Raw genomic sequence first — 19,316 nt, forward strand, 5'->3', positions numbered from 1 at the left:
CCTAGCTGGTCGGGCAAAGGAGATCCTCCATGCTCGACCTGTGGTACAAGAACGCCGTCATCTACTGTCTCGACGTCGAGACCTTCATGGACGCCAATGGCGACGGGGTGGGGGATTTCAGCGGCCTGACCGACCGGCTCGACCATATCGAGGGGCTGGGGGCGACGGCGATCTGGCTCAACCCGTTCTACCCAACCCCGAACCGCGACAACGGCTACGACATCACCGATTTCTACGGCATCGATCCCCGGCTCGGGAACGCGGGCGATTTCGTGAGCTTTGCCCGCGCCGCCTCGGATCGCGGGCTCAAGCTGATCATCGACCTCGTGGTCAACCATTGCTCGGTCGACCATCCCTGGTTCCAGAGCGCCCGCTCGGACCCCGACAGCCCCTATCGCGACTGGTTCGTCTGGTCGAAGGAAAAGCCCGCCGACATCACCGAGGGGATCATCTTTCCCGGCGTGCAGGAGGCGGTCTGGACCTATGACGAGAAGGCGGGCGCGTGGTACATGCACCGCTTCTACGCGCATCAGGCGGATTTCAACATCGCCAACCCGGCGGTGCGGGCCGAGATCCTGAAGATCATGGGCTATTGGCTGGAGCTGGGGGTCTGGGGCTTCCGGATCGACGCGGTGCCCTTCCTGATCGAGTACAAGGGCCTCGACGAGGAGCCGGATCGCGACCCGATGCTGCTTCTGTCGGAGATGCGCGATTTCCTGAGCTGGCGGCGCGCGGGCGCGATCATGCTGGCCGAGGCCAATATCGAGCGCGAGAAGGCGCCGGAGTATTTCGGCGGCCGCGAGTTCGGCGCCGACGAGCGTATGCACCTGATCCTCGACTTCCCGCTGAACCAGGCGATGTGGCTGGGCTTCGCGCGCGGCGCGGCGACGCCGGTGATCGCGGCGCTGGGCAGCCGGCCCGAGGGCGCACCGCTGCAAGCGCAATGGGCGACCTTCCTGCGCAATCATGACGAGCTGTCGCTCGACAAGCTGACGGACAGCGAGCGGCAGGAGGTGTTCGACGCCTTCGGCCCCGATCCGGACATGCAGCTCTATGATCGCGGGCTGCGCCGCCGCCTCGCGCCGATGCTCGACGACACCGACCGGCTGGCGTTGGCGCAGTCGCTGCTGTTCGCGCTGCCGGGCACGCCGGTGATGTGGTATGGCGACGAGATCGGGCAGGGCGAGGATCTGTCGCAGAACGAGCGCGACGCGGTACGCAGCCCGATGCAATGGGCCGACGAGCATCGCGGCGGCTTCTCGCGTGGGACCGGCGACCTGCTGCGCCCGGTGGTCGAGGACGGGCCGTGGGGGTTCCACGAGACCAACGTTGCGGCCCAGCGTGGTCGGCCGGGCAGCCTGCTCACTCGCGTGCAGCAGCTGGTACGCTGCCGCCGCGCCTGCCCGGAGATCGGCTGGGGCGACACCGAGGTGGTCGAGGAGCTGCCGGAGCAGGTGCTGGGGTTGGTGTCGGCGTGGCGCGGTACGCGGGTGCTGACGCTGCACAATTTTTCGGCCGAGCCGGTGCGTTGCGCGCCGAAGATCGCGGATGCGCATCACCTCGTCGCACTGCTGGGCGGTCCGGACGAGGCCGCGCCCGGACAGCTCGATCCCGGCGGCGAGATCGAGCTGCAGGGCTACGGCTATCGCTGGTACCGGATCGACGGCGAGCGCGCATGATCGGGGCCAATGCGGACCCCGGCGGGGTCCGCGACCGCGCGTTCAGCGCGCCCGGACGGGTCGGGTTTCGGGGAGGGTGATCCGGGCCACCTGCTCGGAGATCGGCGCGACCGAGAGCGGGTGGGTCTCGGCGCGGTAGTCCTCCTTGTCGCCCATCGGCTGCCACTGGCCACCGCGATAGAGTTCGATCGCCGAGAAGCGGGACTTGTAGTCCATCTTGGGGCTGCCGGGGACCCAGTAGCCGAGATAGACGTAAGGCAGGCCCATTTCCTGCGCGATCCGCACATGGTCGAGGATCACATGGGTGCCGAGCGAGCGGCGGTCCTCGGCGGGGTCGAAGAAGGAATAGACCATCGACAGCCCGTCATCGAGGATGTCGGTCAGGCAGACCGCCCGCAGCCCGTGGCGCGCGTCATGCGCCGCCGACGGGTCGCTGTATTCGACCAGCCGGGTGCGGACCGGCGTCTCCTCGACCATCGCGGCGAACTCGAACATGTCCATGTCGGCCATGCCGCCGCTGGCGTGGCGGCTGTCGAGATAATCGCGAAACAGCGCGTATTGCTCCTCGGTGGCCCAGGGCGAGGTGGCGCGCCGCGCGAGGTCGCGGTTGCGCCGCAGCACCCGCGACTGGCTGCGCGAGGGGGTGAAGCGGGCGACGTCGATCCGGGCCGAGAGGCAGGCGGTGCATTCGGCGCAGGAGGGGCGGTAGAGCACGTTCTGGCTGCGCCGGAATCCCTGCTTGGACAGCGAGTCGTTGAGCTTCTCGGCCTGTTCGCCCTGCAGCGCCGTGAACAGCTTCCGTTCCATCCGCTCCGCGAGATACGGGCAGGGCTGCGGGGCCGTCACGTAGAATTGCGGCGCAAAGGGCAGTGTATGGCGCATCGGCAGGGCTCTGTCGGCAGCTACCGGCCAAAGCTAGCGCCGCGTCCGCGTCCTGCCAAGTCCCGGAGGGGACATGGCAGGCATTCGGCACGCGACGCTGCGTTCAGCGCCGGCGGCGCAGGGCGGTGGTGGCGAGCACGCTGTCGGTCAGGCCCTGGCCGTGCGGGGTCAGCAGCATCATCGCCATCGAGACCAGCTGCAGCGGGAAGATCATGATCGAAACCGCGTAGCCGGCCGTGTGCAGAAAGGCCTGCGTGGGATCGAGCGGCCGGTCGCTGCCGTCACGCAGTTCGATCGCCATCAGCCGCATGCCCCATGTCGCCGAGCCGCTCGCGAGGGTCCACCAGCGGTACAGGAAGCCCACGACCATCATCATCATCGGGAAGAAGAACAGCCCGACGAAGGCGGTGAGCGGAACCAGCAGCGCACAGATCACCGCGATCAGGGTCACGTCGACGAGCCAGGCGATGCCGCGCTTGAGCGCGACGCCCTCGTAGCAGTCGGGGCTCGTCTCGGGGTCGGGCAGGCCACGCAGCCGCGCGGCGAAGGTCGGTGAGGCGGTCATGGCACGATCCTCTCATGCGGGCAGGGAGGGGGCAAGCGGCCCCCCGTGGGGGCCGCCGCGTCGGGATCAGGCGGCGTCCTTGTCGCCGTTCTCGTCATCATTGCCGGCCTCGCGGGCCTTGGCGGCACGGTCGTCCATAAACTGGTCGAACTCGGCCTTGTCCTTGGCATCGCGCAGCCGCTCGAGGAAGCTCTCGAAGGCGCGCTGCTCGTCTTCGAGCCGGCGCAGGGTCTCGGCCTTGTAGGCGTCGAAGGCCGTGTTGCCCGAGGAGCGCATGGCGGTGAAGGGCGAGACGCGGGCCCGGTGACTGCGGCAGGATTTGGCGAACATGCGTTTGCTCCAGATCATGTAGGCGAGAATGGCGAGGCCGAGGGGCCAGAAGGCGATGAAGCCGAGCACCATGGCGGCGATCCAGGCGGGCTTGCCGCGGGCGTCGAGCCAGCTCTCGGCGCGGACGAGCCAGTCCTTGAACCCGGACCGTCCGACGTGGCGTGACAGGGGCATGTCGGTCGTGGACATCGAGGAACTCCTTCGTGGAAGGGGCCCGCTGCCGGGCCGGTTGGGGATGTGAATGTCTTTCACATTACGGCAGATGGGCGTGGCATGGCGGCGCTTCAAGGGGTGATGTGAAGGGTTTTCACATTTTTCGCGCCAAAGCCCCTTCCGGCGACCGTTGACGCTCCCCGCGCCGCGCGCCACCTTCGCGCCATGACAGACCTCGCCTCGCGCCTGAGCCGCGCCCCGCGCCCCTTTGATTCCGACATGGCCGCCGAGGCGCGCGCGGCCTGCGGCTGGGCCGACCCGGCCGTGGACGAGCTGATCGCCGGCACCGCCGGCTGCAGCCCCTTCCTCGCCGGGCTGATCGGCCGCGAGGGCGACTGGCTGGAGGCGGCCTGCGCCGATCCCGAAGCCGCGGTCGCCGCGGAGCTGGCGGCGATGAAGGGCAAGGACGCCGCGACGCTGGGCCCGCAGTTGCGCCGCGCCAAGCGCCGGGTGGCGCTGATCGCGGCGCTGGCCGATCTCGGCGGCGCCTGGCCGCTCGAGGAGGTGACGGGCAGCCTGACCCGGCTCGCCGACGCGGCGCTGCAGGCCGGGCTCGAGGCGTTGCTGGCGCCCGAGATCGCGCGCGGAAAGCTGCCGGGGATGGGCGAGGACGACATCGAGAGCGGCGCCGGCATGGCGCTCTTCGCGATGGGCAAGATGGGCGCCTTCGAGCTGAACTACTCCTCGGATATCGACCTGATCTGCCTTTATGACGAGACCCGCTACGAGGGCACCGACCAGCACGAGGCGCGCAGCGTGCTGGTGCGGGTGACCCGCAAGCTCGCCGGGTTGATCGGCGACATCACCGGCGAGGGCTACGTGTTCCGCACCGACCTGCGGCTGCGGCCCGACGCGGCGGTAACGCCGGTCTGCCTGTCGATGGGCGCGGCCGAGCAGTATTACGAGAGCGTCGGCCGGACCTGGGAGCGGGCGGCCTGGATCAAGGCCCGGCCCTGCGCCGGCGACCTCTCCGCCGGGGCCGATTTCGTCGAGACGCTGCGCCCGTTCGTCTGGCGGCGGCATCTCGATTTCCATGCGATCCGCGACGCGCATGACATGCGGCTCAAGATCCGCGACCACAAGGGTCTGGGCGGCGCGCTCAGCCTGCCGGGCCACGACATGAAGCTCGGCCGGGGCGGCATCCGCGAGATCGAGTTCTTCACCCAGACCCGGCAGCTGATCTCCGGCGGCCGCGACCCCTCGCTCAGGGTGCGTGGCACGGTCGAGGGGCTGGAGCGGCTGGCGCAGGCGGGCTGGATCGAGACGGAGACGGCCGAGGCGCTGACCCACCACTACCGCGCGCATCGCGAGATCGAGCACCGGGTGCAGATGATCGGCGACCAGCAGACCCATATGCTGCCCTCCAGCGAGGAGGGCTTCGCGCGGCTCGCCGCCTTCATGGATCGCGACCTCGCGGAGTTGAAGGACGAGCTGACCGAGCGGCTGGAAACCGTGCACGCGCTCACCGAGGATTTCTTCGCCCCGGGCCATGCCGCCGCCGAGACGCCGGATTTCGGCCAGGAGGTGACGGCGCGCTGGCCCGGCTACCCGGCGCTGCGCTCCGGCCGCGCGGTCGAGATCTTCGACCGGCTGCGGCCCGAGATCCTGAAATCGCTCTCCGAGGCGGCCCGGCCCGAGGAGGCGCTGGCCCAGTTCGACGCGTTTCTCGCCGGGCTCCCGGCAGGGGTGCAGCTGTTCTCGCTGTTCGAGGCCAACCCGCAGCTGACCCGGCTCATCATCGACATCTGCGCCACCGCGCCGGGGCTGGCGCAGTATCTGTCGCGCAACGCCGGCGTGCTCGACGCGGTGATCGGCGGCGGTTTCTTCGAGGACTGGCCCGGCACGGATGCGCTGCGCGCCGATCTGGCGGCGCGACTGGCGCGCCAGCCCGATCACGAGGCGCGGCTCGGGGCGGCGCGGATCTGGGCCAAGGAGCTGCATTTCCGGATCGGGGTGCACCACCTGCGCGGGCTGATCGACGCGGCCCGGGCCGGCACCGAATATGCCGAGCTGGCCGAGGCGGCGGTCGCCGCGCTGGTGCCGGCGGTGATCGACGAGATGGCCCGCCGCCACGGCCCGCCGCCGGGACGCGGCCTGTCGGTGCTCGGCATGGGCTCGCTCGGGGCCGGGCGGCTGGGGTCGTCCTCGGATCTCGACCTGATCGTGATCTACGACGCCGCCGGGGTCGAGGCCTCTGACGGGCCGCGCCCGCTCGCCGCGCGGGCCTGGTACGCGCGTTTCACCCAGTCGCTGATCACCGCGCTCAGCGCGCCGATGCCGGATGGCAAGCTTTACGAGGTTGACATGCGGCTGCGCCCCTCGGGGCGGCAGGGGCCGGTGGCGACCGCGCTGCCCGCCTTCCGCGCCTATCAGCGCGACGAGGCCTGGACCTGGGAGCATCTGGCGCTGACCCGGGCGCGGGTGGTGGCGGGCGAGCCGGGGCTCGGCGACGAGATCGAGGACTTCCGGCGCGCGCTGATCACCGAGAAGTCGACCGGGGAGACGGTCCTCGCCGATCTGGCCTCGATGCGCGCCCGGCTGGCCGAGGCCCGGCCCGGCGGTGCCGGCTGGGAGACCCGCGACGGGCCGGGTCGGCTGCAGGACGTGGAGCTGTTCGCCCAGAGCCTCGCGCTGCGCGCCGGGTCTCCCGAGCGCGCGGTCTCGGCCCAGATCGCGGCCGGGCGCGAGGCGGGGCTGATCGACGAGGAGGAGGCGGCGGTGCTGAGCGAGACCGCCGACCTGCTGCGACGGGTGCAATGCGTGGCGCGGCTGCTGACCGGGGGCGAGCCGCTGCCGGAGGCGCCGGCCGAGGGCGGCGTGCGGCTGCTGCTGCGCGAAAGCGGCTGCGACAGCCTCGACGACCTGCGCCGCGCCCTTGACGCCGCCGCGCGCCGCGCCGAGGAGGTGATCGACCGGGCGCTGGCCGGACACCGAGCGGGAGAGGCGAAATGAGCGACGGGATCGACCCCAAGGGGCTGGTGCGCGAGGCCTACCGGATCGAGGGGATCACCGAAGCGGAATGCCGGTCGATCTTTCTCGACTGGGCGCTGTCGCTGCCCGAGGGGCAGGAGAGCGGCATGGCGATCCGGCGTCTGCTGGAGCGCCACGCCACGGCCCCCGAGGGGCACCCGATGACGCGGGTGCTGACCGAGGGGCTCGACGTGTCGCCCGAGCCGCGCAGGCGCGGCGGGCGGGCGGGCCGCACGGCGGGCTGACCCGCCGCGCGACGGGGTTCAGCGCGCCAGCTGGGCGGCTTCGGCGGCGAGACGGGTGATCCCGGCCCAGTCGCCCGAATTGACCATCTCCTTGGGCGCGACCCAGCTGCCGCCGACGCAAAGCGTGTTGGACAGCGCGAGGTATTCGGGCGCGTTCTTGAGGCTGACGCCGCCGGTCGGGCAGAACTTCACCTGCGGGATCGGCGCGCCGATCGCCTTGAGCGCGGGCACCCCGCCATTGACCTCGGCCGGGAAGAACTTCTGCACGCTGTAGCCGCGATCGAGCAGGCGCAGCACCTCGGAGGCAGTGGCGGCGGCGGGCAGCAGCGGCAGGTCGTTGGCCTCGCAGGCATCGAGGATGCGGTCGGTCGCGCCGGGGCAGACGCCGAAGGTCGCGCCCGCCTCCTTGGCGGCCTCGACATCCTTGGGCGACAGCAGCGTGCCGGCGCCGACGACGCCGCCCTCGACCGAGGCCATCTCGCGGATCACGTCGAGCGCAGAGGGGGTGCGCAGCGTCACTTCGAGCGCGGGCAGGCCGCCCTCGACCAGCGCGCGGGCCAGATCCGCGGCCCGCGAGGCGTCATCGACCACCAGCACCGGGATGACCGGGGCGAGGGCGCAGACCTTGGCGGTGAGTTCGGAGGCGTGTTCGGGGGTCATGTCGCGATCCTGTCGTCTTTGAGTTGAAAGTGAGAAAAATCTGTCGCCGTTAACGTGCAGTTAACCAATCCTCGTCAAGCTGTAAGAGCTGGAGGAGGAAGGCAATGGCGAACGGCGGTTCGAGGGTCCTTGCGGGCGCCATTGTTCTGGCCGGGTGTGGCGGCGGCGGAGATGAGGCGAGCCCGCCGCCGCCCGCTTTCGACCGCTCCGACTTCGGCGCGCTCTCGGCGCTGCCGCCCGCGACCGACCTGCCGCTGCGCGGCGGTGCCCGTTACGCGGGCGGCTTTGTCGCCGACATCCGACATGCCGACGTGACGCCCTCCGGCCGGATCGAAGGGGAGCTGACGCTCGATCTCGACTTTGCGGACCGCAGCGTGACCCTGCCGATCGAGGGGCGGCTGGAGCGGATCTCCGGAGAATTCCTGGGCGAGGCGGTGGCCATCGACACGCTGCCGCTGGTGCCCGGGGCGGGGCAGCTCGCGCTGACGCGCGAGGGCGCGGCGATGCGCGGCGAGGTCACGGCGGGCTTTGGCGACGATCTCGCCTTGGCGGGCGAACGCCGCCGTCTCGACATCGACATCGAAAGCCCGCTGCGCGGACCCGGCGGACGGGCCCTCGCAGGGCCGGTGTCGGGCACGATCCTGACCGCGCCCTTCACCGACCAGCCGCATGTCCTGACGGGTCAGTTTCATGCGACGTCCGACTGATCAGACCACCACGGCCGCGCCATAGGCGGCGCCGCCGACCTGCTGGCGGAAGGTCTCGAACAGCTCGCGGCCGACGCCGTTGCCATTGCCGGCCAGATCGGCCGGGGCCGGCACGCGACCCTCGAGGCTTGCCAGCACCTCGAGCGTGCCCGCGGGCGCATCGAGCCGGACCATGTCGCCGTCGCGGATCAGCGCGATCGCGCCGCCATCGGCGGCCTCGGGCGTCACGTGGATCGCCGCCGGCACCTTGCCGCTCGCACCCGACATCCGGCCATCGGTGACCAGCGCCACCTTGAGCCCGCGATCCTGAAGCACCGCGAGGGTGGGGGTCAGGTTGTGCAGCTCGGGCATGCCGTTCGATTTCGGGCCCTGATAGCGAACCACGACGATCGTGTCCTCCTTGAACTCGTCGTTGCGGAACGCGGTCTTGACCGATTCCTGGTCGTGGAAGACCCGGGCCTTGGCCTCGATCACGTGGCGCTCGGGCGCCACGGCGGAGGTCTTGATCACGGCGCGGCCGATATTGCCGGTGAGCTGGCGCAGGCCGCCGGTCTTCTGGAACGGGTTGGTGGCCGGGCGCAGGATCTTGTCGTTGAGCGTCTCGCGGGTGCCGGGGGCATAGGCGACGCGGCCCTCCTGCAGCTTCGGCTCCTGGGTGTAGAGCTCGAGCCCTTCGCCCGCGACGGTGCGGGTGTCGGGGTGCAGCAGGCCGGCGTTCAACAGCTCGCCGATCATGTAGCCGAGCCCGCCCGCCGCGTGGAAATGGTTCACGTCGGCGAGGCCGTTGGGGTAGACCTTGGCCATCAGCGGGGTGATCGCCGACAGCTCCGCGAAATCCTCGAGATCGAGGATCACGCCCGCTGCCTTGGCCATCGCGGGCAGGTGCAGCACGAGGTTGGTCGAGCCGCCGGTGGCCATCAGGCCGACGATGCCGTTGACGAAGGCCCGCTCGTCGAGGACGTCCGAGACCGGCGTGAACTCGTTGCCGAGCGCGGAGATCTGCGCCGCGCGCTCGGTGCCCGCGACGGTGAGCGCGTCACGCAGCGGCGTGTTCGGGTTGACGAAGCTGGCGCCCGGCAGGTGCAGCCCCATGAACTCCATCAGCATCTGGTTCGAGTTGGCGGTGCCGTAGAAGGTGCAGGTGCCCGGCCCGTGATAGGAGGCCATCTCGGCCTTCATCAGCTCCTCGCGGCCCACTTCGCCCGAGGCGAATTGCTGGCGCACGCGGGCCTTTTCATCATTGGGCAGGCCGGAGGTCATCGGGCCCGCGGGCAGGAACACCGCCGGGATATAGCCGAAGGTGGCGGCGGCCATCACGAGGCCGGGGACGATCTTGTCGCAGACGCCCAGATAGACCGAGCTGTCGAACACGTTGTGCGACATGCCCACCGCCGCCGCGAGCGCGATCACGTCGCGCGAGAACAGCGACAGCTCCATCCCGGTCTGGCCCTGGGTGACGCCGTCGCACATCGCCGGCACGCCGCCCGCGACCTGCGCCGTGGCGCCGGCCTTGCGCGCCGCCTCGCGGATCATCGCGGGATAGGTCTCGAACGGCTGATGCGCCGAGAGCATGTCGTTATAGGCGGTGATGATGCCGATATTCGGCACCCGCGCCTCGGCCAGCGCGTCCTTGTCGGGACCGGTGGCGGCATAGGCATGGGCCTGGTTGCCGCAGGTCAGATGCGCGCGGCGCGGGCCTTCGGCGGCCGCGGCGGCCATCCGGTCGAGATAGGTGCGGCGCGACCCCTCGCTGCGGGCGCGGATCCGGTCGGTGACGGCTTCGAGCGTGCGGTTGAGGGCCATCTTCGGCTGCTCCTGTCGATAATCGGGTTGCCGCGCGCTTAGCACGGATCGTTAGCGCTAACAACCTGTCCCGGGGGTCTGGTCCGACGGGATCGGCGGCGCTTGGGAGAAAACCCGCGCCTGCCGGGCCCGGTTTCGTGCGGAGCGGCTTTTCGTGGCCCGGCGGGCGGGGTAGGAGGGCGCATGACACCGTTCCCGCACCTCCCGCCCTATCCGACCGTCCGGCTGCTGCCCAAGGCCGATGCCCGCGCGATCCGCCATGGATTTCCCTGGGTCTTCGCCAACGAGATGGTCCTCGACCGCCGCACCAAGAAGCTGGCCCCCGGTAGCCTCGCCATCCTCGAGGATGCCGAGCGGCGGCCGATGGCGGTGGTCACGGTCAACCCCGAGTCCAAGATCGCCGCGCGGGTGCTCGACCGCGACCCCGAGGCGGTGATCGACGGTGACTGGATCGCCGAGAAGCTGATCCGCGCGCTGCGCCACCGCGAGGCGCTGTTCGACGCGCCGTTCTACCGGCTGGTCCATGCCGAGGCCGACGGGCTTCCGGGCGTGGTGATCGACCGCTTCGGCGACATCGCGGTGTTGCAGCCCAATGCCGCCTGGGCCGATGCCGGGGCCGAAACCATCGCCGACGCGCTGCTCGCGGCGACCGGCATCCGCCGGGTGGTGCTCAACGGCTCCGGCCGCGCGCGCGGGCTCGAAGGACTGGGCGAGGAGCTGCGGATGCTGCGCGGCGACGCGCCCGAGGCGCCGGTCGAGGTGCCGATGAATGGTGCCCTCTACATGGCCGACCTGATGGGTGGCCAGAAGACCGGGCTGTTCTATGACCAGCGCCCGAACCACGCCTTCGCGGCCGGTCTGGCCAAGGATGCGCGCGTGCTCGACGTCTTCTCCCATGTCGGTGGCTTCGGCCTCGCGGCGCTGGCGCATGGCGCGGCTTCGGCGCTGGCGGTCGATGGATCGGCCCCGGCGCTCGATCTGGCGCGCAAGGGGGCCGAGGCCTCCGGCGTCGCCGACCGGTTCGAAACCCGCCAGGGCGACGCCTTCGACACGCTGGCCGCGCTCGACAAGGAGGGCCGCCGTTTCGAGGTCGTGGTCTGCGACCCGCCCGCCTTCGCACCGTCGAAATCGGCGCTGGAGCCGGGGCTGCGGGCCTATGAGCGGATCGCCCGGTTGGCCGCACCGCTGGTCGAGGAGGGCGGCTATCTCGTGCTCTGCTCCTGCAGCCACGCTGCCGACCTGTCGAAGTTCCGTGCCGCTTCGGCGCGCGGCATCGGCAAGGCGGGCCGCAAGGGTGCGATCTGCTACACCGGCTTTGCCGGGGCCGATCACCCGGTGCTGCCGCAGCTGGCCGAGGGCGGCTATCTCAAGGCGCTCGTGTTCCGGCTGTGAGGGTCCTGCTCGACGCCTGCGTTCTCTATCCCACGGTGATGCGCGAGCTGCTCTTGGGCTGCGCGTCCCGGGGGCTGTTCGATCCGCGCTGGAGCGCGCGGATCTCGGAGGAGTGGGCGCGGGCGGCGGCGCGGCTCGGGCCCGAGGGCGAGGCGATCGCGCGGGGCGAGATCGCGGTGCTGGCGTCGCGGTTTCCGCGCGCCGAGGTGGCACCGAACCCGGATCTGGAGCGGCGGCTCTGGCTGCCGGATCCGGGCGACATCCACGTGCTGGCCAGCGCGGTGGCGGGCCATTGCGACGTGATCGTGACCATGAACGCCAAGGATTTCCCGCGCGACATCCTCGCCGAGGAGGGGCTGTCGCGCGCCGATCCGGACAATTTCCTGCTCGGCCTGTTCGAGGCCAGCCCCGGCCCGGTGGGCGAGGTGGTGGCGGCGGTGGTGGCCGAGGCCACGCGCCTGTCGGGCGAGGCCTGGACGCCGCGCGCGCTGCTGAGGAAGGCGCGGCTCAACCGGTTCGGCAAGGCGGTGGAAGCGGCGGCGGGCTAGGCGCCCAGCCACTTCTTTTCGTTGGCGGCGATCGCCTCGATCCGCGCGGCGGTCTTGGGGTGGCTCATCAGCCAGGCCGGGGTCGCGCCATGCGCGCCGGCCATGGAGTCGAGCTTGGAGAGCAGCGATTTCTGCGGCCCCGTGCCGAAGCCCGCCTTGATCATCAGCGCCGAGGCATAGGCGTCGGCCTCGTATTCGTCGGAGCGGCTGATCCCGGCGGCGACCAGCCGGGTCAGCCCGGCGGCGATCATCCCGCCGATCCCGGGGATCAGCCGTGACAGCACCGCCGCAAGGGCGGTGCGCAGCGCGTTCTGGGCGGAGAAATCCACCATCCGCCGGCGCGAATGCCCGAGCGCCACGTGGCCCAGCTCATGCGCGACGACGCTGGCGATCTCCTCGGCTGTGACGGCGCCGGCCGCGAATTTCTCGAGAAAGCCTCGGGTGAGGAAGATCCGTCCGTCCGGCGCGGCGAGGCCGTTCACCGGGGCGATCTCGTAGACGTGAACCTTGATGCGGGGCAGGTCGAGCGCCCGCGCCAGCCGCTCGCAGACCGCGCGCAGCCTCGGCTCCGCCAGCTCCGTCGAGCGCGCGTCGAGTTCGCGCCGCGTCCGCCAGACCGAGACCTGGTAGACCGCGAATCCGTAAAGCAGCGCGAGGAGCAGCGGTGAGAGCTTCAGCATTATGGCAATATGGTGGCCGTCGGGCAGTGCGACAAGCACCGTTTCTGGTATGTCACATGCGTTCCTTCCGCCACAGGTTGCGTCAAGTGTGATTAACCTGAAGGGAACCGAATCCCGGCTAATGTTATTGTCCAACTGTCAGGGGGGTTGTCCAACTGAACGAGGCAACCATGAATTTCGAGCAACACGACCAGCAAGTCCGCGACGCGTCCCTCAAAAGGGCGTTTCCGGTCGAACGCGACACGCCCGAGCAGCTGCGCCAGTTGCTGGAGCAATTGTCGAGCCGAACCCGGCCCCGCGAAGGCGGCGAGGCCGAACGAACGCGCTGAGCCCCGGGCCCACGCGGTACAGGACGCGCGGGTATAGAGGTATCGGGATCACATCCCGAAAGATGTCGCGAAAGACCTAGGCCGCGAGACGGCTCAGCAGCAGAAGCAGGAATAATCCCACCACCGCGAGCGCGATGCCATGCGCGGCGCCCCACTGCGCCATGTCGGCGACCTTGCCGCCACGACGCCGGGCCCGCCAGGCACCCCAGATGCCGCCGATCAGCAGACCGGTCAGGGGAAGGATCATCGGGGTCACTCCGCTTGCCGCGGCCCTGCCGGCCGCCCCGGCCCCCTAGCGCGACAGCGGTCCCGCTGTCCAGAACCGGACCGCCCGGATCGCCGCGGCGCGGCGTCGCGGGCGCAGCGACGCCCCGTCATTCGCACCCTGCGGGAGAATCGTGATAGGATCACATCAATCCCCGGGCGCAGGCCCGAGGGGCCCAAAACGCTTGTTTTCAAAGCTGACGCGTCAGTTGCCGCTACGACACGGCAGTGCAGAAACAGGGGTGACAGGAGGTGACGCAGGGAGTAGGACGGCGGCATAAAAAGGGCAGGCCGGCCGCGGGGTGGATCTGGGGACCCGGCACAGGCCCTTCAACGGGAGCACACATGAAAGCCGAGTCCTTCCTTTCCGACGACTACCGGCCCGCCGAAGACGAGCCGTTCATGAACGAGCGTCAGCTCGAATATTTCCGTCGCAAGCTGTTGCACTGGAAAGCCGAGCTGCTCTCCGACAGCCGCGACACGATCGAGGGGATGAAGGACGCAACGCGCAACATTCCCGACATCGCCGACCGTGCCAGCGAAGAGACCGACCGGGCGCTGGAACTGCGAACGCGCGATCGCCAGCGCAAGCTGGTGTCCAAGATCGACGCCGCGCTGCGGCGCATCGACGAGGGCGAGTACGGCTATTGCGAGATCACTGGGGAGCCGATCTCGCTGCGCCGCCTCGATGCACGTCCGATCGCCACGATGAGCCTCGAGGCGCAGGAGCGTCACGAACGCCGCGAGCGCGTGCACCGCGACGACTGACCTTCGATGCCCGCGACGCCATTGCGTATTGCCGTCGCGGGTGCCGGCATCGGCGGCCTGAGCGCCGCCCTCTGCCTGGCCCGGGCCGGGCACCATGTCTCGATCTATGAACGCGCGCCTGCGCTGCGCGAGATCGGGGCCGGAATCCAGATCACCCCCAATGGCGCCGCCGTGCTCGAACGGCTGGACCTCGGAGCCGCGCTCGACGCCGCCGCGATCCGGGCGCGCGCGGTTGTGCCGACCGACGGGCATGACGGCCGCGCCATCGCGCGCTTCGCGCTCGATCAGGGGCGCTTTCCCTATCGTTTCCTGCATCGCGCCGATCTCGTGGCGCTGCTGGCCCGCGCCGCGACCGAGGCCGGGGCCACTCTCATGACCGATCACATGGTTACCGGGGCCGATCCGGTCGTCGGGCGGCTTTCATTCGCCGAAGGGGCCGATGTCGCGGCGGATCTCGTCATCGCGGCGGATGGGCTGCGCTCGGTGTTGCGCCATTCGGTGACCGAGGCGGCGGCGTCGTTCACCGGGCAGGTCGCTTGGCGCGCCGTGATCGAGGATGTCGCGGCGCCGCCCGAGGCAAGGATCTGGATGCTGCCGGGGCGGCACGTCGTGACCTATCCGCTGCCCGGCGGGCGGCTCAACCTCGTGGCGGTGCGCGAACAGGCCGACTGGGCGCCAGAGGGCTGGGACCATGAGGACGACCCGGACATCCTTCGTGCGGCCTTCGCCGACGCGGCCCCCGAACTCGCGGAGTTGCTGGCGCGGGTCACGCGGGTGCGCCGTTGGGGCCTGTTCCGCCACCCGGTGCCGGAGCGCTGGCACGTGGATCGACTGGTGCTTCTGGGCGACGCCGCGCATCCGACGCTGCCGTTCCTGGCGCAGGGGGCGAACCTCGCCATCGAGGATGGGTGGGCGCTCGCCCGCGCGCTTGAGGGAGACGGCGATCTCGACAGGAAGCTGCGGCGCTATGCCGAACTCCGTGCGCCACGGGTGCGGCGCGCCATCGCGGCGGCGCAGGCCAATGCGCGCAATTATCACCTGTCGGGCGTGGCGCGCCGGGTCGCCCATGCCGGCCTCGGCGCCATCGGGCGGGTCGCGCCGGCGCGGTTCACCGCGCGGATGGCTTGGCTGCATGATCACGACATCACAAGCGAATGGCCCGCCACCTGAAAGGTGACGGGCCGGGCTCTCCTGGAGTAGAGAGGCGGTCGCGCGATCAGTTGGAGACGCGCAGTTCGCGGGTCGCGGTCACCTGGCCGTCGGCGTCGTAGAGAACGGCGAAGACGTTGTCGCGATAGGGGCGGTGCGTCAGCTGCACGCGGACGTCGGATTCCAGCCCGGGACGGACGTCTTCGCTGCCGAGCAGCACGCCGGTGGCGATGCTGGAGCCGTCGAGGATCTCGACCCAGCCGCCGGTTTCGCTGACGACGCGATCGAGATCGACATGGCCGGCGTTCTCGACGCTGAACTGGGCACCGAGGTTGTCGGCGGAGGCGATCGCCGGGAGGGTGGCGGTCAGGGCGGTCGCAAGGGCGGCGGCGATGGTCAGGTTTTTCATGTCTCTTGCCTTTCGGTGGTCCCCGGGGAGGAGGGGATGGGTGGGCGCCGGGGAGGGCGGCGCGGGTTGCAGAACCGGATATCGGGGAGATCGCGGCGAATGGCCAACATGGCCTTGTCGCGGAATGTCGCAGAGGGGGAAGCTGTTACACGCGGCTACAAAACCATGAGCGGAAGGGGGAAATTTGAGTCCCTTTCCATTGGTCGATCCGGCTGCAGGCCCCTTCGGCGTCGCGTCTCCCTCATCCAGTGCTGCAGTTCACATAGGTGTCGCGACCGGTGAACTGAACAGTTCAGTATGTGCCGTTTTGCAGGGCGCCTTGTGCGGCGCATCTGCCGTCGGGGCAGGCGGGTGATGTGGCTTGCAGGTCCACGCGAAAACGGGCGCGGCACCCATCGGCGCCGCGCCCGTTTTCAGTAATCGGACGACTCTAGGCTCAGGCGTCGATGTCGATCCAGACCGGCACGTGGTCGGACGGCTTCTCGCGGCCGCGCACCTCGCGTTCGATCCAGGCGTCGTTGAGCAGATCGGCGGCCTGCGGGGCGAGCAGAAGGTGGTCGATGCGGATGCCGTTGTTCCGCTCCCAAGAGCTGGCCTGATAGTCCCAGAAGGAATAGTGGCCCGGCCCGCGCACCCGCGCGCGGAACGCGTCGGTGAAGCCCAGCGTCTCGATCCGGCGGAAGGCGGCACGGGTCTCGGGCCGGAACAGCGCGTCCTCGATCCAGGCCTCTGGCCGGGCGGCGTCCTCGGGCTGCGGGATCACGTTCCAGTCGCCCGCGAGCAGCGCCGGCGCCTCGAGTTCCAGCAGCGCCTGCGCCCGCGCCCGCAGCCGCTCCATCCAGGCCAGCTTGTAATCGTATTTCGGGCCGGGGGCGGGGTTGCCGTTCGGCAGGTAGAGACAGCCCACCCGCACCGGCCGGGTCTCGCCGATCACGGTCGCCTCGATATAGCGGGCCTGCTCGTCGCTGTCGTCACCGGGCAGGCCGCGCGTCACGTCCTCGAGCGGCAGGCGCGACAGGATGGCGACGCCGTTGAAGCCCTTTTGGCCATGGGTTTCGACCGTGTAGCCCATGTCCTCGAAATGCTCGCGCGGGAAGCCTTCGTCGGCCGACTTGATCTCCTGCAGCAGCGCCACGTCGGGGCGGCTTTCGGCCAGCCAGTCCGACAGGGCGCCGATCCGCGCCTTCACGCCGTTGATGTTGAAGGTGGCGAGTTTCATGCGGGCCTCCTTGGCGCGGGTGTGCCGCAGGCTTGTAGCAGCCTGCGGCGGACCCACAAGCCTAGCGGGTGCACAGCTTGCGCGGGCCGGAATAGGGCTGGAAGGTGCAGTCCGAGGCACGGAAGGAGCGATAGGCGCGCGAACAGGCGCGCACGTCGCATTGCGGCTGGGCCGCGGCGTTGTTGCGCAGCCGGTTGGCATTGGTGCTGACCACCTCGGTGCCGCGGCGCGCCCGGACCGGTGTCTGGCTCTCGGCCGAGGGTGCCCGCGCGGCGCCGGCACCGCCGGCCGCGAGCACGACCTCGCGCCAGATCTCGGCCGGAAGGCTGCCGCCGGTGACCGCGTCCATCGGCGAGTTGTCGTCATTGCCGATCCAGACGCCCACCACCAGCTTGTCGGTGAAGCCGATGAACCAGGCGTCGCGGCTGTTCTGGCTGGTGCCGGTCTTGCCGGCGGCGAAACCCGGAATCTGCGCGCGCTTGCCGGTGCCGTCGGTGACCACGGCCCGCAGCATCGACAGCATCGGCTCGCGGGTGCGATTCAGCTCGACCGCGTTGGGATCGGCGCCGGAGACCGACAGCGCGACGCCGGTCTCGCCGAGCTTGAGGCTGGCGATGCCAGTGGCCTTGATCGGTGCGCGGCCCGCGAGGATGGCGGCATAGGCCTCGGTCATGTCCAGCAGCGACACCTCGGAGGTGCCGAGCGCGAGGCTGGGGGTCTGGGTCAGCTTGCCCTCGATGCCGAGCTGGCGCGCCACCTCGATCACTTGGTCGATCCCGACCTCCTGCGCGAGTCGCACCGTGGCGGCGTTGAGCGAGCGCGCGAAGGCCTCGCGCAGCGTAACCACACCGGCATACTGGCCGTTGAAGTTCTCGGGCTTGTAGCCGTTGATGTCGATCGGCTCGTCGGGCAGGCGGGTGTCGGGGTCGGCGCCCATCACCAGCGCGGCGAGAAAGACCGGCAGCTTGAAGGTCGAGCCGGGCTGGCGCAGCGCGTCGGTGGCGCGGTTGAACTGGCTCTCGCCGTAATCGACGCCGCCGACCATGGCGCGCACGCGGCCGTCGGGGGTCATGGCGACGATGGCGCCCTGGCTCGCACCGGCCTGCGCGCCGGGACCGGCGAGCGCGTCGCGCAGGATCTTCTCGGCCTTGGCCTGCAGCTCCATGTCGAGTGTCGCGGTGACGGTGAGCGGGCCGTCGACGGCGCCGGACAGCTCCTGCGCCTCGCCCAGCACCCAGTCGGCGAAATAGCTGCCCGCGCGGGCGGGCGGCGGCGACGGCTCGAGCGCGGCCATCTCGCCGCGCGCGGCCTCGAAGGCGGCCTCGTCGATGCGGCCGAGATCGCGCATCACCGACAGCACCACCAGCCCGCGCTCGCGGGCGCGCTCCAGATTGGCTTCGGGGTTGATCACCGATGGCGCCCGGATCGTGGCGGCGAGGATCGCGCTCTCGGCGAGGCTCAGCTCCTGCACCGGCTTGTCGAAGTAGAGCTGGGCGGCGGCGGGCATGCCCCATGCGCCCGAGCCGAGATAGGTGGAGTTCAGGTAGAGCTCCATGATCCGGTCCTTGCCGAGCTGACGCTCGAGGCCCAGCGCGAGGACCATCTCCTGCAGCTTGCGTTTGTAGGTCCGGTCGGGGTCGAGATAGAGCACCTTGACCAGCTGCTGGGTGATGGTCGAGCCGCCCTCGACCACGCCGCCGGAGGAGAAGTTACGCCACATCGCGCGGCCGATGCCTTCGATGTCGACGCCGGGGTGATCCCAGAAGCGCCGGTCCTCGATCGCCGAGACCGCCTGGGCCAGATGGTCGGGCATCTCGTCGAGCGGGACGTAGCCTGCGCGGTAGGCGCCACGGGTGAACAGCGTGTCGCCCGCCTCGTCCTGCACGGTGAGCGTCGGCTCTTCGAGCGGCGGCAGCATGTCGGCCAGCGGCAGGTCGCGCACCGCCCAGATGAGGATGCCGCCGATCATCACGGCGCCGAGCAGCACGAGGAAGGCCAGCCCGAACACGGTGCGCCAGATCCAGCGCGTGGCGCGGACCGTGGCGGCCGGGCGCAGCTTGCGCTCTTCGAGCCGGGCCCGGCGGCGGGCGGAGGCGTCGCGCCAACCCTGCGCCGCGCGGGCGGTGAGCGAGGGGCGCGGGGCGCCGGCCTCGATCGGGGCCGTGGTCGCGGCATCGGGATCGGCGGTGGTGTCAGAACTGCGCTGCCGCGCCGCGCGCAGCCGTTGCGCGGTGGTCGCGGCCCCGGCGCCGGCGCGGGCCGACACCTCGCGCAGGGCCCGGCCGCCACGGTCGAGGCCGCTGGCCCCGGCGCGGCCCATCGCCCGTCCGCCACGGCCCATCGCCCGCATCAGGGCGGCCCAGAAGGCGCGCGCGGCCTCGCCCAGATCACCGCCCTGCGGCGGTTCGGCGGGTCGGTCCGACGGCGGGGTGATCGGCTCCGGCGCCGCCCCCTCGGGTTGATGAACGGAGGCGTCGGGCGTCTTGTCGTCGGTCATCTGCGTG

General features: G+C 70.5%; 19 protein-coding genes. 9 read left to right on the forward strand and 10 right to left on the reverse strand.

Annotated elements, in window-relative coordinates; genetic code table 11:
- Positions 1–29: 29 nt before the first annotated feature.
- On the forward strand, positions 30–1,679 hold the full coding sequence (locus T8T21_RS02965; protein ID WP_322336746.1) for an alpha-amylase family protein: 1,650 nt from the start codon (positions 30–32) through the stop codon (positions 1,677–1,679).
- Between the two features lie 42 nt (positions 1,680–1,721).
- On the opposite strand, the gene T8T21_RS02970 is transcribed toward T8T21_RS02965, so the two are convergent.
- The 3 genes from T8T21_RS02970 to T8T21_RS02980 form a co-directional block, all read right to left on the reverse strand.
- Positions 1,722–2,561: an arginyltransferase gene (locus tag T8T21_RS02970; RefSeq protein ID WP_322336747.1), complete on the reverse strand. Its 840-nt coding sequence runs from the start codon at positions 2,559–2,561 to the stop codon at positions 1,722–1,724.
- Positions 2,562–2,664: 103 nt separating this feature from the next.
- Positions 2,665–3,126 (reverse strand): RDD family protein, encoded by a 462-nt coding sequence (locus T8T21_RS02975; RefSeq protein ID WP_322336748.1) that lies wholly within the window; start codon positions 3,124–3,126, stop codon positions 2,665–2,667.
- A gap of 66 nt (positions 3,127–3,192) precedes the next feature.
- Positions 3,193–3,645: a DUF2852 domain-containing protein gene (locus T8T21_RS02980; RefSeq protein ID WP_183468865.1), complete on the reverse strand. Its 453-nt coding sequence runs from the start codon at positions 3,643–3,645 to the stop codon at positions 3,193–3,195.
- 189 nt (positions 3,646–3,834) lie between these two features.
- Between T8T21_RS02980 and T8T21_RS02985 the strand changes: the two genes are divergently transcribed.
- Both T8T21_RS02985 and T8T21_RS02990 read left to right on the forward strand, forming a co-directional pair.
- Entirely contained in the window at positions 3,835–6,621 is a 2,787-nt protein-coding gene (locus T8T21_RS02985) for a [protein-PII] uridylyltransferase family protein (protein ID WP_322336749.1), read from the forward strand.
- Entirely contained in the window at positions 6,618–6,884 is a 267-nt protein-coding gene (locus tag T8T21_RS02990) for a hypothetical protein (RefSeq protein WP_183468869.1), read from the forward strand. Before T8T21_RS02985 ends, T8T21_RS02990 begins: the two co-directional genes overlap by 4 nt.
- An 18-nt stretch (positions 6,885–6,902) precedes the next feature.
- Here the strand turns inward: T8T21_RS02990 and eda are convergent, their stop codons facing one another.
- The gene (gene eda / locus T8T21_RS02995) at positions 6,903–7,544 is read right to left on the reverse strand and encodes a bifunctional 4-hydroxy-2-oxoglutarate aldolase/2-dehydro-3-deoxy-phosphogluconate aldolase (RefSeq protein ID WP_322336750.1); all 642 of its coding nucleotides are present in this window, start codon (positions 7,542–7,544) and stop codon (positions 6,903–6,905) included.
- Positions 7,545–7,648: 104 nt separating this feature from the next.
- Between eda and T8T21_RS03000 the strand changes: the two genes are divergently transcribed.
- Positions 7,649–8,251, forward strand: a complete 603-nt coding sequence (locus T8T21_RS03000; RefSeq protein ID WP_322336751.1) for a hypothetical protein — start codon at positions 7,649–7,651, stop codon at positions 8,249–8,251.
- On the opposite strand, the gene edd is transcribed toward T8T21_RS03000, so the two are convergent.
- The gene (gene edd, locus T8T21_RS03005) at positions 8,252–10,054 is read right to left on the reverse strand and encodes a phosphogluconate dehydratase (protein WP_322336752.1); all 1,803 of its coding nucleotides are present in this window, start codon (positions 10,052–10,054) and stop codon (positions 8,252–8,254) included.
- A 183-nt stretch (positions 10,055–10,237) separates the two neighbouring features.
- Here edd and T8T21_RS03010 point away from each other — a divergent pair, with 183 nt between their 5' ends.
- A complete protein-coding gene (locus T8T21_RS03010) occupies positions 10,238–11,446 on the forward strand; it encodes an RSP_2647 family RNA methyltransferase (RefSeq protein ID WP_322336753.1) in 1,209 nt (402 codons plus the stop codon).
- Complete coding sequence (locus T8T21_RS03015) at positions 11,443–11,994, forward strand: RSP_2648 family PIN domain-containing protein (protein ID WP_322336754.1); 552 nt, start codon at positions 11,443–11,445, stop codon at positions 11,992–11,994. Before T8T21_RS03010 ends, T8T21_RS03015 begins: the two co-directional genes overlap by 4 nt.
- Here the strand turns inward: T8T21_RS03015 and T8T21_RS03020 are convergent.
- Positions 11,991–12,674 (reverse strand): M48 family metallopeptidase, encoded by a 684-nt coding sequence (locus T8T21_RS03020; RefSeq protein WP_183468881.1) that lies wholly within the window; start codon positions 12,672–12,674, stop codon positions 11,991–11,993. The genes T8T21_RS03015 and T8T21_RS03020 overlap by 4 nt on opposite strands.
- A gap of 170 nt (positions 12,675–12,844) precedes the next feature.
- On the opposite strand from T8T21_RS03020, the gene T8T21_RS03025 reads away from it, so the two are divergent.
- The gene (locus tag T8T21_RS03025) at positions 12,845–13,003 is read left to right on the forward strand and encodes a hypothetical protein (protein WP_322336755.1); all 159 of its coding nucleotides are present in this window, start codon (positions 12,845–12,847) and stop codon (positions 13,001–13,003) included.
- Between the two features lie 76 nt (positions 13,004–13,079).
- Here T8T21_RS03025 and T8T21_RS03030 read toward each other — a convergent pair whose 3' ends face one another.
- Entirely contained in the window at positions 13,080–13,250 is a 171-nt protein-coding gene (locus tag T8T21_RS03030; protein WP_183468885.1) for a hypothetical protein, read from the reverse strand.
- A 362-nt stretch (positions 13,251–13,612) separates the two neighbouring features.
- On the opposite strand from T8T21_RS03030, the gene dksA reads away from it, so the two are divergent.
- Together dksA and T8T21_RS03040 are read left to right on the forward strand one after the other, a co-directional pair.
- Positions 13,613–14,035, forward strand: coding sequence for an RNA polymerase-binding protein DksA (gene dksA / locus T8T21_RS03035; protein ID WP_183468887.1), 423 nt, complete (start codon positions 13,613–13,615; stop codon positions 14,033–14,035).
- A 6-nt stretch (positions 14,036–14,041) separates the two neighbouring features.
- Positions 14,042–15,205 (forward strand): FAD-dependent monooxygenase, encoded by a 1,164-nt coding sequence (locus tag T8T21_RS03040; RefSeq protein WP_322336756.1) that lies wholly within the window; start codon positions 14,042–14,044, stop codon positions 15,203–15,205.
- 46 nt (positions 15,206–15,251) lie between these two features.
- On the opposite strand, the gene T8T21_RS03045 is transcribed toward T8T21_RS03040, so the two are convergent.
- From T8T21_RS03045 to T8T21_RS03055, 3 genes are all read right to left on the reverse strand, one after another.
- Complete coding sequence (locus T8T21_RS03045) at positions 15,252–15,593, reverse strand: DUF7282 domain-containing protein (RefSeq protein WP_322336757.1); 342 nt, start codon at positions 15,591–15,593, stop codon at positions 15,252–15,254.
- Between the two features lie 436 nt (positions 15,594–16,029).
- A complete protein-coding gene (xth, locus tag T8T21_RS03050; RefSeq protein WP_322336758.1) occupies positions 16,030–16,812 on the reverse strand; it encodes an exodeoxyribonuclease III in 783 nt (260 codons plus the stop codon).
- A gap of 61 nt (positions 16,813–16,873) precedes the next feature.
- Positions 16,874–19,309, reverse strand: coding sequence for a PBP1A family penicillin-binding protein (locus T8T21_RS03055; RefSeq protein WP_322336759.1), 2,436 nt, complete (start codon positions 19,307–19,309; stop codon positions 16,874–16,876).
- Positions 19,310–19,316: the final 7 nt, after the last annotated feature.

Origin of the sequence: Limimaricola variabilis (assembly GCF_034371605.1) — a bacterium.
Lineage (GTDB): Bacteria > Pseudomonadota > Alphaproteobacteria > Rhodobacterales > Rhodobacteraceae > Limimaricola > Limimaricola variabilis.